Origin of the sequence: Stenotrophomonas sp. NPDC077659, from assembly GCF_050268705.1 — a bacterium.
GTDB lineage: Bacteria > Pseudomonadota > Gammaproteobacteria > Xanthomonadales > Xanthomonadaceae > Stenotrophomonas.
In genome coordinates this window covers 15,337-30,129 of sequence record NZ_JBNNHG010000038.1, presented here as the reverse complement: position 1 = coordinate 30,129, position 14,793 = coordinate 15,337, and the positions used below count along the sequence as shown (strand labels likewise).

Below are 14,793 nucleotides of genomic sequence, written 5' to 3'. Positions count from 1 at the left end.
AGCGTTGGCTTTGGAAATCGATCAATTCAACTCACGTGTTGCGCTTGCAAGTTGAGACCGCCCAGTATCTGGCCCTGGAAATTGCAGGAGCCAACACCAGCAGCGCAGCTTGGAACAGCTTCGCGCTTTCCATACAACAATTTGCGCTTAGCTGGGCCAGCGTCAAGGGCGGCGGCGCAGTTAATGTGATTATTACCTGGCGAGATGGTTCGAAGACCCTCTATAGAATCACACCTGACAACGTGTCAGACGCCAAATACCAGAAGGGAGAGAGTCGTGACAGCACCGGAAACAAGGTGCCCGATGAGACTATCGCAGATCCTGCCACAGCTCCTTCTTACGCTGGCCAGTACTACTTTGGCCGCGAGGGCGACCTTGATAAATGGGTCCGCTCTGCACAGATGTACGGCGTACCGGTCCAACGTGGATCAAGCAGCCGCATGTCCTGCAATTGGGATGGCCACACGGTCTACTGCCAGCAATACTGACCTCACCCGATCTGTCCGCGCTCTCAGGCTGCAATGCCCTGATAGCGCCACATCGCGTCATCGCACGAACGCGATCCGCTCCATTCCCGTGGCCTCGGCCGCAGCCAGGATCTTCGCCATGCCGTCGTACTCGGCAGACGGGTCGGTGACGATGCGCAGCTCCGGCAGGTTGCCGGCGTGTTCGCTGGCCTGCGCACGCAGGCGGGCCTGCAGATCTGCGATGGCCATGGGCTGGCCATTCCAGCTCAACTGGTTGGACGCATCCAGCCGCAGCTCGATGGGCGGTGGTGGATCGGGACGGTCGACCACCCGGTCGGTCGCCTGTGGCAGCTGCACCGCGATGGGCCGCGACAGCATCGGCGCGGTCACGATGAAGATGATCAACAACACCAGCATCACATCCACCAGCGGCGTGACATTGATTTCCGCCAGGGGGCCGCTCTTTCCTGCGCTACTGAACGCCATGTGCCACTCCTTGCACCCGGGCCGTTCGCCCAAGCCGACAGTACGTCGCCGGCGCGGGCCCATGGCAGTGCCCGCAGGCGCAGCATTCAGCTGCCGTTGCCCCCACCGTAGGCCCGCAGACGCGTGGGCAGGGAGATGATCGCCTCAGACCCGATCAGTGCCCACAGTAACAATCGGCATTTGCGTGGACAGAGCGATCCGGCCATCAGCAGCCCCCGCCGCTGCAGATGGATTTCCCCACCCGCAAAACCATAGGTATTACGCGCCGTAGCGCCCGCACCCGTGCGCGACGCGATGATGATGGGAACGTGCGCCGCCGCCCGTGCCAACGGTTCAACCCAGTTGGAGGGAACATGGCCCGCCCCCATCGCCGCCACCACCAGCCCCTCGCATCCGCTTTCGAGCGCCCAATGCAGCATCTCCGGACCTTCTCCCAGTACCGCCTCCAATAGAGCCACCCGTTGCTGCACCCTGACGGGTTCCAGCGCGGGCGGGCGCTCCGGCAGTGGCAGTTCATAGCTGCATTGCCCCTCCTGCACTCGCCCCACGCAGCCATGCCCGGGCGATTGGAAGGCGTTCAGATCCAGGCTGTGAACCTTGCGCACCTGGTCCGCCGCGTACAGGCGGTCCTGCATGGCGACAACTACGCCGCGCATGCGCGTGTGCGGGTCCAGCGCAGCAATCGCCGCAGCCAGCACGTTGCCGGGGCCATCAGCACCGGCTGCGTCGGCGCCGCGCATGGCGCCAGTCACTACCAGCGGTTGCGGATGCGGCCATAGCAGATCCAGCAGGTAGGCCGACTCTTCAAGCGTGTCGGTACCCTGGGTGATGACGACGCCATCTGCGCCATCGCCGATCATCCTGCCGGCCCAGTCCCGTGCGGCGAGTACGTCGCTCCAGGACATAGACGCACTGGGCGACAGACCGAGTGTATGCGTCTGCACCAATGCCAATCTGCCTAGTCCAGGAACCGCCTCCGCCAGCCTCCGCGCGGACATTCTTGGAACAATACCGGCATCCGCTGCATGACTTCGCATGCTGAGGGTGCCGCCGAGCGAGCCCAGGGCCAACCGCTTCATGCTTCCCCCTTCAGTAGCCAGCCCACTGCGGGCACGATCAGCACCACGCCCGCCACCATCGACAGCAGATTGCCGATATAGGGATGCACATGCGCTGGCAGCCGCGCGGAACATGCCGCAGCTACCGGCGGCGTCAGCAGAGCCCCCAGCAGGGCAGACAACACCACCACTACCGCGCTGGCCCCATGCGCAAGAATGCAGGCCGGGACCACGGAAACAATCGGAATGTACGTGGGATACCAGCCATGCTGGATCCAGCGTTCCCGCCATAGCCAGACCCCGACCGCAGAGGCGAGGACCTGGCCGCACAGCAGCGCCATCAGCCAACCTGTCCCGTAGAAAGGCCCGGCAGGCTGGATCAGCGCTGCCAGCAGCACACCGCCGATCAGACCGGCACTGGCAAGCTCGTTGCCCATGAAGGGCGCTTCGCTGAAGTCCGCCAGCACCCTGCGCATGCCCCATTTCCAGCCATGCCTCATGGCCGGGACGGTCGGCGCTGGTAGCGGTGCAGCAGGAACCGGGCGCCAGCCCAACCGGCGTGCGAGGGTGAATGTGGCCGCGCTTGACAGCGCCATGGCCACGACGTTGCCGACGACCGCGGGCAGGCCCAGCGGCGCGCAGACCAGGTTCACCAGAAGCAGAGCCAGGGGCGTGACCAGCAATGCACCTGACGCAGCACCGATGCAGGTGATCTTCCAGCCCCCACCAAACAGCAGCACCATCGCCGCCGGCAGCGATACCGCAGCGACAAACGTAGGTTGCCAGCGGCCGTCCTGCAGCGCGTCGGCAAACACCACGTTGGCCAGCACCAGGCCCCCGAGCGAGGCCGCGGCGACCCAGGGCCCGCGACCTGTGCCGTAGCAGACCGGAAACCCTTGCCATGACTTTCCCCGCCGGTGCGCCCAATGGGCCAGTGCGGCGCCACCGATCAGGCCCAACGAGGCGAATTCGTGCTTGTAGAAGGTCACTTCGCTGGCATCGCCAATCCACCAGCGCCAACGACCTGCCCATGTATCAAGGCTGCCCATCATCTGGCCATGGTCTGGCCATAGCTGGCCGGGGGACACCGTGCCCCACCCGGCCACCAGCGTCACGATGATCGCCAGCGCGAACGTCACAAGGAACAACGCCCAGCCGACGCGGTTGCGGGCGGCTGTCGAGGAGAGCGATAGCCAGAGATGCGACATGTGGGGACCTCAGCGCGGCAGCATGGGATGCTGGCGGTAACCCAGCATTGGATCGAAGAGATCGGTGCGCCTGTCGCGGCAGAGATCGTTGAGTGAATTCCAGATCGGCGCGCTGCGTGCCGTGGACAGGTCCACCTCGGCCATCACCACCGCCTCACCTTCAGACGCAGCAATGGGGACCAGCGGCCAGCCATGGGTACCGACAATCAGCGAGCACCCCAGGAACCGATCCCCGCGATCCGTGCCGACGCGGTTGGCCGCTGCGATGAACACGTTGTTGACGTGTGCGGCGGTCATGGTCAGGTAGCTGGCCATGCAGCGCCCGCTGTCATCGAACAACGGCGGCGGCGTCCACACCCAGCAGTTGAGGCTGAGAATGATGTCGGCGCCCTGCAGCGCGAGCAGGCGGGGTACCTCCGGGAACCAGACATCCCAGCAGATCATCAGGCCGATTCGGCCGATACTGGTCTCGAACACGGGGTAGCCGAGGTCGCCTGCGCAGAAATAGAGCTTTTCCCGGCACCACAGATGGGTCTTGCGGTAACGTCCGACATACCCTTCGGGCCCGAACAGCACGGCGGTGTTGTACAGCCGCCTGCCATCGCGTTCGGCAATGCCCACGGCCAGATGGATGCCTGTCTCACGTGCGAAGGCTTCCCAGTACCGCGAGGTCGGCCCCTCAGGCACCGGTTCAGCCATCTCGAACGCTTCGGCCCGGCGGGTAAACGAATAGCCGGTGCAGCACAGCTCCGGCAGCACGATCAGGTGGGCGCCCCGCGCTACCGCCTGCGCGGCAAGAAGGCGCGCCCGTTCGATGTTGGCCGCGACATTTTCGGGCCCGCACTGTGGATCGAACTGGATGACTGCAACCGAGACAGGACTGAACGGCGTGGACTGGACTGACATGCGACGCGCCTCTGCTGGGACGGAGCGGATGCTCCTGTTTGACTGCAGCAGGCACGCGTTATGCAACCGCTTCAATTGGCAAAAGCGTCAACTACGCGAAACATCGTTCAAAGCGGGCTTGATGCGACTGCTGTCCTCAATTCCGGGCCTGCACCGGCCTGGCCATGTACCCCGGGTCACCCTCGAAGCGGTCCATTTGCAACAGTGGGGGTAGCGTGCACGCAATGCGAAACTGAATTCAGGCAGGCCCGGCTATGCTGGCGTCATGACCCGACGCTCTTCGACCGCCCTGTCCCTGCTCCCGCTGTCCGCATCACTGCTGATCGGCTGCGCCAGCGCCCAGTCACTCGACGCCCAGAGCGGCCCGCTCAAGGCCGCCATCGACGCGGCCGAGCGCGGCCAGCTCGCTCCGGGCCAGGCCGCGGCGCTCAGCCGCCACCCGGCCTACGCCTGGGTCGAGTTCGCCCAGCTGCGCCGCAACATCGACACGGTCGATACCGGCCAGGCCCAAGCCTTCCTCAAGCGCTATGACGGCCAGGCCGTGGCCAACAGTTTCCGCAGCGTCTGGCTGCCCTCGGTGGCCCGCCGGCAGGACTGGACCACCCTGCTGGCCAACTGGGCACCGACGGACAACCTCGGCCTGCGCTGCGCCCAGCTGACCGCGCGCCAGGCCACCGGCAAGATCGACCCGCAGTGGATCAGCGAAGCGCAGGACATGTGGCGCAGGAACGGCAAGTCGCTGCCTGATGCCTGCGATGCGGTGTTTGCGGTGCTGCAGGCACAGGGTGGCATGAGCGATGCACTGCGCTGGGAACGCGTGGATGCCGCCGCCGATGCACAGCAGCCGGCGGTGATGCGCAGCGCCGCGCGCGGCCTGCCCGCGGCCGATCTGGCCCTGGCCAACACCTATGCCGCCTTCGTCGACACGCCCAATGCCAGCGCACTGAACTGGCCGCGCAACGAGCGCAGCCGGCGCATCGCCACCGACGGCCTGGAAAAGCTGGCCAAGGCCGACCCTGGTGCCACCGAACAACAGCTGCCGCAGTACGCGCAGGCCCTGGGCCTGAGCGCCGACCAGCAGGCCCAGGTGCGCTACCAGATCGCCCTGTGGACCGTGGCCTCCTACCTGCCCGATTCCGCGCGCCGCCTCAGCGCCGTGCCCGAATCGGCCTACGACGAGCGCCTGCACGAATGGCGCGTGCGCGAAGCGATGTCGCGCGGCGACTGGGCGGCCGCACTGAGCGCCATCCGCAAGATGGGCAGCAAGCAACGCAGCGATTCGCGCTGGGCGTATTTCGAAGGACGCATGCTGGAAAAGACCGGGCAGACGCAGCAGGCCCAGCCGCTGTTCCGCACGGCCGCGCGCGCCCCGACCTTCCACGGCTTCCTGGCCGCCGACAAGCTGCAGCAGAACTACACGCTGTGCCCGTGGAAGCCCAACGACAGCACGCAGGCGCAGGCCGCCGTCGCCCGCGATCCGGCCATCCAGCGCGCGATGGCGCTGTACCAGATCGACCGCACCGGCTGGGCCGTGGCCGAGTGGAACAGCGCACTGGCCCGCTTCGATGACACCCAGCGCCGTCTGGCGGTGCGCGTGGCGCAGGACAACGGCTGGTTCGACCGCGCCGTGTTCGCGCTCGGCAAGCAGCCGCAGGAACAGCGCCTGTATGACCTGCGCTTCCCACTGCACCACGACAGCACCATCCGCCGCGAATCCTCGCGCAACGCCATCGATCCGGCCTGGGTGGCCGCCGAGATCCGCGCCGAGAGTACGTTTACTCCGCGCGCGCGCTCGCCTGCCAACGCGATGGGTCTGATGCAGGTACTGCCGGCCACCGGCGCCAGCGTTGCCAGGAACATCGGCCTGACCGCCTACGGCGGCGCCGACAGCCTGTATGACCCGGACACCAACATCGCCATCGGCACCGCCTACCTGCGCCAGCTGATGAACAAGTACGACGGCCTGCCCAACGTGACCATTGCCGCCTACAACGCCGGGCCGACCCCGACCGCGCGCTGGCAGGCCCAGCGCCCGGGCTTTGATCCGGACCTGTGGATCGAGACCATCAGCTACAAGGAAACGCGCGAGTACGTGGCCCGCGTGCTGGCCTTCAGCGTGATCTACGACTGGCGGCTCAATGGCAACGCGTTGCCGCTGAGCGACCGCCTGATGGGCCGCCTGGTGGACAAGCGCAAGGCGTTCACCTGCGCGGCCGACGCGGACCAGGGCGGGGATTGATCGACGCGGGGGCATGCCGTCCGATCCGGTAGCGCCGGGCCATGCCCGGCGAACACGCAGCGCGGTCGACGCGGCCCATGCGATCATCGGCACCATGAAGATCTATCTTGTCGGCGGCGCCGTGCGCGACCGCCTGCTGCAGCGCCCCGCCGGCGACCGTGACTGGGTGGTGGTCGGCGCCACGCCCGCACAGATGGAAGCGCAGGGCTACACCGCGGTGGGCCGCGATTTCCCGGTGTTCCTGCATCCGAAGACGGGTGAGGAGTACGCGCTGGCGCGCACCGAGCGCAAATCCGGCCGGGGCTACCGCGGCTTCGTGGTCGATGCCGACCCTGCGGTTACCTTGGAAGAAGACCTGCAGCGCCGCGATTTCACCATCAACGCCATTGCCTGCGATGAAGCCGACGGCACGCTGGTGGATCCTTACGGCGGCGCGCGTGATCTGCAGCAGCGCGTGCTGCGCCACGTCGGCCCGGCCTTCGTGGAAGACCCGCTGCGCGTGCTGCGCGCGGCGCGCTTCATGGCGCGCTTCGCGCCGCTGGGCTTTACCGTCGCAGAAGAAACGATGGCGCTGATGCGCGAGGTTGCCGCCAGCGGCGAACTGGACGCGCTGGTGCCCGAGCGTGTGTGGCAGGAACTGCGCAAGGCGCTGGTCTGCGAACGGCCGTCGGCCTTCCTGCGCACCCTGCATGACGCGCACGCGCTCGGCCCGATCCTACCGGAACTGGAAGCGTTGTATGGCGTGCCGCAGCGTGCTGAATTCCACCCTGAAGTGGATACCGGCATCCACCAGGAGATGGTCAGCGACATGGCCGCCCGGCTGGCACCGGGCGATGACCTGGTCGGCTTCGCCGCGCTCACTCACGACCTCGGCAAGGGCCTGACCCCGCCGGAGGAATGGCCGCGCCACATCATGCATGAGCAGCGTGGCCTGAAGCCGCTCAAAGAACTGTGTGCGCGCCTGAAGATTCCCACAGAGCACCAGCAGCTGGCCGAAGCGGTCTGCCGCGAGCACTTGAACGTGCACCGCATCGACGAGCTGCGTGATGCCACCGTGCTGGACCTGCTGGGCCGTTGCGATGCGCTGCGCCGCCCCGAGCGCGTGGCCCGCATTGCCCTGTGCTGCGAAGCCGACAAGCGTGGCCGGCTGGGCTTTGAAGACAGCGACTACCCGCAGGGCGAGACGCTCAAGCGCCTGCATCAGGCGGCGCTGTCGGTACAGGCGCGTGATCTGGACCTGAGCCAGCTGAAGGGCCCCGCCGTGGGCGAAGCCCTGGCGAGGGCGCGAGTGAAGGCGATTGCGGCCGCGCGTCAGAAACCGATTTGAAATTTGTCTTATATGATTTAAGCCCCCTGAGGGAGAACAATGCCCCTCATGAGCGAAATCAACGAGATCACCCATCCTTACGGCCAAAGGCCCCACGCCATGCACATTGATTCGATTCGCTTGGTCAACTTCCGTTGCCACAAGGATCTGACGGTCGATTTCAACGACCGGTTCAATGTCATCGTGGCCACCAACGGAGGCGGCAAGACATCCCTGCTACGCGCTGTCTGCGCTGCACTGGCGGGCCCAATGGGCTTCGTGGGGATCGGCTCCCCGACATTGTTGGACAATGACAGTGCCCGGGTGGACACGCAGACACATGCAGGTCGCTACCGCTTTGAAGAAATGTACCCGGTCGATCTCCAAGTACACGCCACATCCGGCGTGCTTCCATTCGAGTGGCAGTTCCGCAAGGAAAGTGCCGTACAGCACGCACAGCTACTCGACTTCCGGGCCATGGGTGCCTTCCAGCAGTGGCTTTCCGGTGCGAATGCCGAGCCTCTGCCTGTATTTTCTTTCTACACCGCTGGGAGGACATGGGCGCCTTCCCAGACCAGTCATCTGCAAGCTGCTGTAATCAAACACTCCCGCCTTGATGGCTACGAGTCCTGGTGGGATGCCTCGCAGGCGACCTCGCTTTCGCTCTGGCTTGTTGCCAAGTGCCTGGAGCGCATGCAGACCGCCTCGGAGCTTGGCGGGCGTTTCGATGACGAGCAAGAGGACGAGCTCGCGCTGGTCAACTCCGCTCTCGCAGCAGTGCTTGAGGACTTCCGTGGCATCCGGTTCGACATGAGACGCAGCTCACTGCTGGTCGAGTGGAAAAGCCGCGACGAACCCAATCTTTTCAATGACCTGAGTGATGGTCAGCGCTCGATGATCTTCCTGATCGCTGACATCGCGCGCCGCATCTGCCTGCTCAATCCGCAGCTGGGCATGGATGCGCTGCAGAAAACTCCGGGCGTCATCCTCATCGATGAACTCGACGTGCACCTGCACCCCCACTGGCAGCGTCTACTGGTTCGGGGGCTGAAGGCTGCCTTCCCATCAGTGCAGTTCATCACTGCCAGCCACTCGCCACAGATCATCGGCGAACTCCATCCCGACGAGATCATCCTTCTCTCCAAGGATGGGGTGAGTCACCCACAGGTCAGCTATGGGCTGACCTCCTCCCAGGTATTGCAGGACATCATGGGTGCAGAGGCCCGTACCCCGGTGGTCGAAGATAAGCTGGAGGAAATTTTCAACCTGATCCAGCTAGGACTGCTGGACCAGGCCCGTGCCTCATTGGATGGGCTTGCGCGTGTCGCCGATGGCGTGCCTGAGCTTGATAAGGCGCGTTCGGCGCTGAAGCGCAGGGAGATTATCGGGCGATGAGGAACGTCATCAAAGGCCATGAACCCGCAACGTTTATTGCGTGGAAGGCCCTCGCCAATGCAGCGTGGGTGCCGAGCTATGACGTCCTGCAGAATCCCGAGAAAGCAGAACTCCATGCTGCCCTTGTCGCGGAGCAGTCGGGAACGTGCTGCTATTGCGGTAGAGCCATCACTACCAGCGAGAGCCATATTGAGCATTTCGCACCTCAGGAGCACTACCAGCCACTGGAGCTTGATTTCGCCAATCTGCACGCCTCCTGCATCCGGAACACGGAGCCACGTGCACCTTTGCACTGCGGGCATGGCAAGGGTAGTGAGTACGATCCGATCCTCGTCATTTCGCCTGTCGATCCAGACTGCGAAGCCCGCTTCATTTACAACCGCTTCACAGGCGGAATATCGGCCAGCGAACCCGGCGATGCTTCAGCTGAGTACATGATCGATCTGCTCAAGCTGGACATCGACTTCCTGCGCGCACGTCGGCGAGAAACGCTGGACGGCATGTTCGATGATGACTTTGAAGCAACCGCCACCATCAGCGAACTGGAGCGCCTCGCAGAGCAGGTCACCACCGCTGATACAGCAGGACACCGCATCTCATTCGGGCATGGTCTGGCCCGACACGCACGCGAACTGATCGCACTGAAGCAGCAGGCCGCCTGATCCAGGCGCCCCCCGATTCCGAATGATGCCGGCCGCTGGCCGGCAACCTCCAAATCCCTGGAATCAGTGCGCCATGCCGCGGGTGATCGCCGCAGCGCGATCCTTCAGCTGGGCCACCGCGTCGGGAATCATTTCCATGCCCACGTCCAGGCCCGGGTTCAGCACCAGGCCCACACCCTCGCCGATGCCCGCCAGCAGCGCGTGCACGGCAATCGGCATGGCATGGGCGAACTGCGGCAGCTGCTCGTGCCAGAGACCGGCGCGCTCAGGCGCGGTGAACACGGCGAACATCGGCTCGCCGCCCTCGCTGGTCAGCACCAGCGGCGAAATGCTCTCGTCCCAGGCGCCATCCTCGCCGATGGCCTTGTCCAGCAGCACGAACACGGGCGCGGTCAGCAGGCCATCGAGGAACTGTGAGGCAGTCAGCGTACCGTCCTGTGCCTGCAGCAGGCGGACCTCCAGGTCGTTGAGGGGTTCGAACGGCGTGTCGTGGTCCATGGTCGGTTCCGGAACGTGATTACAGGGGGCCACTTTAGCAGGCTACGGGCTCAGGCCAGGTACCCGTGCCGCCACATCCACCCGGCCACCGCCAGCCCGGCCACGACCAGCAGCATCACCGGCAGGCCGAAGCGGTGCCGGAACGGGATCGGCACTCCGCCCAGCTGCTGGTCCATGGTGTCGGTGTCCAGCACCCAGCCATGCGCGCAGCCGGTGCAGGCCAGCTCGTAGCGGCGCTGGTAGACGAAGCAGATCGATGCGCGCCATGCGGTAACGCAGCTGCGGTGCGAAGTCGGTTTCGGTCTGGCAGCGCAGGCAATGGTGGGGCTCGGTCGGGCCGACCACCACCACCCGCTCCTGCTGGCCGATCAGCATCATCATCGGTCAGCCCCCGGCACACGCAGGCTGGGCCAGCAGCCAGGCCTGGGCGGCTGCGAGGGTGGCCGCATCACTGCGGGTATGCTGGTCCGGCGCGATCTTCCGTCCATCGCCGCGGCCGTTGCGGTCCTGCATCACGCTGGTGGTCAGCAACAGCGAACTGCCATCGACCAGCGGGCGCATGACATTGGCGGTGGACAGGCCGCGTGTCGGCTCGCCGAAACTGCGGGTACGTGCGCGGCCGCGGAAGGCCAGTGCCGTCGCCTCGCCGGAGCTGGCGGTTACCGGCCCGGTCAACACCGCCACCGGCGCGCCTGTGCGCTTCAGTGAGTAACCTGGCATACCCAGATCATCGATCACGCGCGCACCAAGACGCACGGCGGAAGGTGTGGATTGCCAGGGCGAAGGGCCATCAGCAGTAGCGAAAGAACCCACGGTCTCGTCAGCGCCTGCGGTCACCCTCAGCAGCGGCGCGACGCCCAGCAACATGGGCCACATGCTGCCGCCGGTGTTGCCGCGCAGATCCACGATCCAGCCGCAGCGGGTGCCGTTGTCCTGCTCGCGGATGTCCGCCTGCCAGCGCGCGGCACGTTCCTGCGTCTGCCGTCGCGCGCCCGGACCGGGGACAATGGAGAATCCACCAATGTCCACCCGGCCGATGCGCGGGTCCAGGCGCGGTGCATCGACAGCGGTGGCTGACGCACCAGGCGCGGCTGCGGGGGCGGCGTTGACGCGGTCAAGCCGCTTCACTTCAGCACGCATCCGCTCCGCGCTGATCCAGGCGCCGTGCCCGCCGGAACTGCGGCCGACGGCCTCCTTCAGCACGTCGCGGATCTTTTCCGGGTCGCCCTGTGCAGCACTCAAGCGCGCGCGCATCTCTGGCCAGTCAACACGGTCGCGGTAGAGCGCTTCGCGCTCCAGCATGTCCACCAGTTCGATCTGCGCCTGCCGCGTGGGCAGTTCGATGGCTGCGGCAGGTGCCGCCAGCAGCGCCATGGCAACGGCAGCGGCCAGGCCCAGCGATGTGATGCGGATATCAACAGGCATTCGACGTTCCTTCGTCGGAAAATGGAGTGAACAGCATACGCCTATGCGTCGAGCAAGCTCGACGCTGCGGAGAGACGTCCCGGTAGCGCCGGGCCTGCCCCGGCGCTACCAGTCCGCGCGCAGGCCGATGTTGCCTTCAATGATGCGGCGCTTCTCGTTCCTGTCGCCGCCCAGCTCGCGGGTGTAATCGGCCACGGCATACGCGCTGATGGTGCGGTTGAAGCGGGCGACCACGCCAAAACCAGCTTCCAGCGCACGCGAACGCTGCGCGTTGATGATCGTGTCGCTGTCGAACTGGATGCGGTCTTCGCCAGAGCGGCCGTGCCAGTAGTTGACTTTGAAGTACGGCTGCCAGCCGTTGTCGGCCAACTGATAGTCACCGGCCAGACGCAGGCCGACGCGGCCGGTCCAGGCGTTGTCGGTGTCAAAACGGATGGCCGAGACGTCATCGTGCTGGTCGTCCAGTGAACTGCGCTGCCAGATCACCTGCACCTGCGGTTCCAGCCACCAGGACGATTGCCCGAACCGCAGCAGCGGCTTGCCTGCTTCCAACGACAGTGTGGTGCCATCGCCTTTCACGTCGATACCCAGCCCACGGGAAGAGCGCGCCCGACCGTCGTAGCGGCTCTGCATCGCCACCGCGTCGAGGTAGCCGCCACCACTGCCGGTCAGCGTCCAGTACAGGCCCACGTGCTTGTCGTCCAAGCGACTCTGGCCGACCTGTACGTTTTCCCAGCCCAGCGCCAGGCCGGTCGTCCTGCCTTCGGCGCGGGTGCGGCCTGCAAACACACCCACCTGGTTGCGGTAGCCGTCAGCGGCCGCCGCCCACAGGTCGAGACCCGCCTGCACCCCCATCACGTCGCCATCGAAACCCGGCTGCGCATCGCCCTTCCAGTGGATCTCACTGCTCTGCCCGACCAGCCGCCCCCAGGCCGTGCGGAAGGCACCGTTGCTGTACAGCAGACGCTGTTCGCCCTGGCGCTCATGGAACGTGCCCAGACTGGCCAGCGAGGTCTCGCGCAGCAGTGGTGGCACCACCGCATAGGCGGCGGTTTCCAGCCGGTACAGCGGCACCACCTCGCCCTGTGCCGGACGCGCACCGGGGCTGGGCGGGGTCGAGCCTGCACCCGGCAGACTGCTGTCGGCCAGCGGCACATCGGGCACGGCCGCGTCGCTGGGCGGTGCCACCGGCGGGGGCTCCGGTGGCGGTGGCGGCGGCGCGGTCTCGCCCGCGGTCAGATCGGGGTCCACCGGGTCTTCCGGCGGCGGTGGCGGTGCGGGCGTGATCGGCGGGGGCGGCGCGACATCGGGCGTCGGCGGTGGCGGCGAGGCGGTGCCGCTGCCGTTCGGTGCTGGCGTCGGGCCGGCCACCAGGGTCGAGCGCAGGTACCAGTTCTCGCCGGTGCCGGCACTGACCCCGCCCTTGAACAGGAAGTACTCATACGCACCGGCCGAGACCGGCGCGAACAACGAGAACGCCCCCGGCGCAGTCGTGCCCCCGTTCAAGGCCTGCACCACCAGGATGCCGTCGGCCAGCGTGGCCGCACCGCCACCGCCAGCGTTGAGGATGCCGATGCCGGTGGTGCCGGTAGCCGTGCCGCCGTCGATCACCAGGCGGTCACTGCTGGAACCGTCACCGCCCAGCACCGCGCGCAGGTACAGGCCACCACCGTTGCCCTGGTAGTTGCCGCGGATGGTGAACACATCGGTCGTGCCGGTGCCGGTCAGGTCGATGCGGCCGGCGTTGAATACATCCACCAGCGCCCCGGCAGCGAACGGCCGCAGCGCATGCGCGCCGTTGCCGGCGTAGAGCGTACTGGTGTCATCCAGGGTGAGCGTACCGGTGCCGGTGCCGCTGTCACCCAGCACAAGGTCGCCATCGAAGGTCACCTCGGTACTGCTGGACAGGGTGACCGTCTCCCAGTTCTGGAAACGCGCCACGCCGGCGGTCTTTACGTTGTTGAAGGCGAGCCGGTCAGTGCCGCTGCCGCCGTCGAACAGCGGCACCGCACCCAGATTGGCCTGGTTGAGAGTGCTCAGCGTGGCCACGTCATCGTCGGGTCCGCCATCGATGGCGCCGTAGATGATGCCGCCGCCATTCCAGTTGAAGGTGTCGTTGCCGGTGCTCAACAGCACCTGCCCGCGCACGGTGCCATCGGTAATGGTCACGCTGTCGTTGCCGCCGCTGGCACTGATGTTGCCGCCGATGTAGGCGGTGCCGGCAATGATGATGGTATCGGTGTCGAAGCCGGTCACCACGTTGCCATCGACGGTGCCGCCGGACTGGTCCCACAGGTTCTTGTCCAATTTCATGTTGACCCGGCCGATGCGCCCGCCGGTCATCCACGCCTGGTCACCATCCTCGAACGCGCCGATGATGCGACCGCCGCTCATGCGGAAGGTATCGATGTTGTCGCCCTGCTGCAGGGCGCCGAGGGTGCCGCCGGTCATGACGAAATCATCGCGGCCGCTGCCCTGGGCCACCAGGCCGGTAATGGTGCCGTCGCTGACCGTCATCTGGTCTTCGCCGTTGCCCTGGTCGACGCTGTCCAGGGTGCCACCACTGAGCTGCAGCACGTCGTTGCCATCGCCCTGCAGGACCGCACCGGTGATGCTGCCTGCCAGCATCTCCATGCGATCATTGCCGGCCCCGAACTGCACCGCAGTGCGTCCAGTGATCGTGCCGCGGTTGACCAGCACGCTGTCACCGGCGCCGACGAACTGCAGGGCGGCGTTGTTGCCCGTGCTGATGCTGCCGTAGTTTTCCACGCGACTGCCAGCACCGAGCTGCACGGCTACTCCCCCTGCTGAGCCGATCGCGCCTTGGTTGGACAGCACATGGCCGCCTGCGCCGACCAGCGCGATGGCACTGCCACCGGCGCTCTGCTGCAGCTGTGCGCCGCTGCCAACATTCACCGTGATCCCGGCCACGCCGCTGGCGCTGACAGGAACGGTCTGCGGGTTCGGCGCAGCGCTGCTGCAGGTGACGGTCTGCGCCGCCACCGGGGCGACAGTGTCACAGCCCGCCCAAGCGATGGGTGCGGCCGCCAGCACGGTGGGAACCGCCAGCGCCTGCAGCAGGCAACGGGTCAGAGGGCGCGCACGCGGCACGCGCGATTCGGCAACGGACATACGGCACCCCT

The 14,793-nt window shown here is 66.2% G+C and carries 11 protein-coding genes and 2 pseudogenes; 5 read left to right on the top strand and 8 right to left on the bottom strand.

Annotated elements, in window-relative coordinates:
* Positions 1 to 488, top strand: a pseudogene (locus ACQKDV_RS08055) (hypothetical protein); the annotation flags it as partial.
* Positions 489 to 545: 57 nt separating this feature from the next.
* Here ACQKDV_RS08055 and ACQKDV_RS08050 read toward each other — a convergent pair.
* The 4 genes from ACQKDV_RS08050 to ACQKDV_RS08035 form a co-directional block, all read right to left on the bottom strand.
* A complete protein-coding gene (locus ACQKDV_RS08050) occupies positions 546 to 953 on the bottom strand; it encodes an ExbD/TolR family protein (protein WP_427783234.1) in 408 nt (135 codons plus the stop codon).
* 86 nt (positions 954 to 1,039) lie between these two features.
* Positions 1,040 to 2,032 (bottom strand): asparaginase, encoded by a 993-nt coding sequence (locus ACQKDV_RS08045; protein ID WP_427783233.1) that lies wholly within the window; start codon positions 2,030 to 2,032, stop codon positions 1,040 to 1,042.
* Positions 2,029 to 2,970 (bottom strand): hypothetical protein, encoded by a 942-nt coding sequence (locus tag ACQKDV_RS08040; protein WP_427783232.1) that lies wholly within the window; start codon positions 2,968 to 2,970, stop codon positions 2,029 to 2,031. Before ACQKDV_RS08040 ends, ACQKDV_RS08045 begins: the two co-directional genes overlap by 4 nt.
* A 258-nt stretch (positions 2,971 to 3,228) precedes the next feature.
* Positions 3,229 to 4,125, bottom strand: coding sequence for a nitrilase family protein (locus tag ACQKDV_RS08035; RefSeq protein WP_427783231.1), 897 nt, complete (start codon positions 4,123 to 4,125; stop codon positions 3,229 to 3,231).
* 265 nt (positions 4,126 to 4,390) lie between these two features.
* On the opposite strand from ACQKDV_RS08035, the gene ACQKDV_RS08030 reads away from it, so the two are divergent.
* The 4 genes from ACQKDV_RS08030 to ACQKDV_RS08015 all read left to right on the top strand — a co-directional run bounded on the left by ACQKDV_RS08030 (position 4,391) and on the right by ACQKDV_RS08015 (position 9,727).
* Entirely contained in the window at positions 4,391 to 6,364 is a 1,974-nt protein-coding gene (locus tag ACQKDV_RS08030) for a transglycosylase SLT domain-containing protein (RefSeq protein WP_427783229.1), read from the top strand.
* Positions 6,365 to 6,458: 94 nt separating this feature from the next.
* Positions 6,459 to 7,691 (top strand): multifunctional CCA addition/repair protein, encoded by a 1,233-nt coding sequence (locus ACQKDV_RS08025; protein ID WP_427783236.1) that lies wholly within the window; start codon positions 6,459 to 6,461, stop codon positions 7,689 to 7,691.
* A gap of 48 nt (positions 7,692 to 7,739) precedes the next feature.
* Positions 7,740 to 9,065: an AAA family ATPase gene (locus tag ACQKDV_RS08020; protein ID WP_427783227.1), complete on the top strand. Its 1,326-nt coding sequence runs from the start codon at positions 7,740 to 7,742 to the stop codon at positions 9,063 to 9,065.
* Complete coding sequence (locus tag ACQKDV_RS08015; RefSeq protein WP_427783225.1) at positions 9,062 to 9,727, top strand: retron system putative HNH endonuclease; 666 nt, start codon at positions 9,062 to 9,064, stop codon at positions 9,725 to 9,727. The genes ACQKDV_RS08020 and ACQKDV_RS08015 overlap by 4 nt, the downstream gene beginning before the upstream one ends.
* A 63-nt stretch (positions 9,728 to 9,790) precedes the next feature.
* Here the strand turns inward: ACQKDV_RS08015 and ACQKDV_RS08010 are convergent, their stop codons facing one another.
* The 4 genes and pseudogenes from ACQKDV_RS08010 to ACQKDV_RS07995 all read right to left on the bottom strand — a co-directional run bounded on the left by ACQKDV_RS08010 (position 9,791) and on the right by ACQKDV_RS07995 (position 14,782).
* Positions 9,791 to 10,225, bottom strand: coding sequence for an SseB family protein (locus ACQKDV_RS08010; RefSeq protein WP_108770003.1), 435 nt, complete (start codon positions 10,223 to 10,225; stop codon positions 9,791 to 9,793).
* A 50-nt stretch (positions 10,226 to 10,275) separates the two neighbouring features.
* Positions 10,276 to 10,603 (bottom strand): annotated as a pseudogene (locus ACQKDV_RS08005) (hypothetical protein).
* Between the two features lie 6 nt (positions 10,604 to 10,609).
* A complete protein-coding gene (locus ACQKDV_RS08000; protein ID WP_427783224.1) occupies positions 10,610 to 11,650 on the bottom strand; it encodes a S41 family peptidase in 1,041 nt (346 codons plus the stop codon).
* Between the two features lie 105 nt (positions 11,651 to 11,755).
* Positions 11,756 to 14,782 carry an autotransporter domain-containing protein gene (locus ACQKDV_RS07995; protein WP_427783223.1) on the bottom strand — a complete coding sequence of 1,009 codons (3,027 nt, stop codon included), beginning with the start codon at positions 14,780 to 14,782 and terminating at the stop codon, positions 11,756 to 11,758.
* Positions 14,783 to 14,793 lie beyond the last annotated feature (11 nt).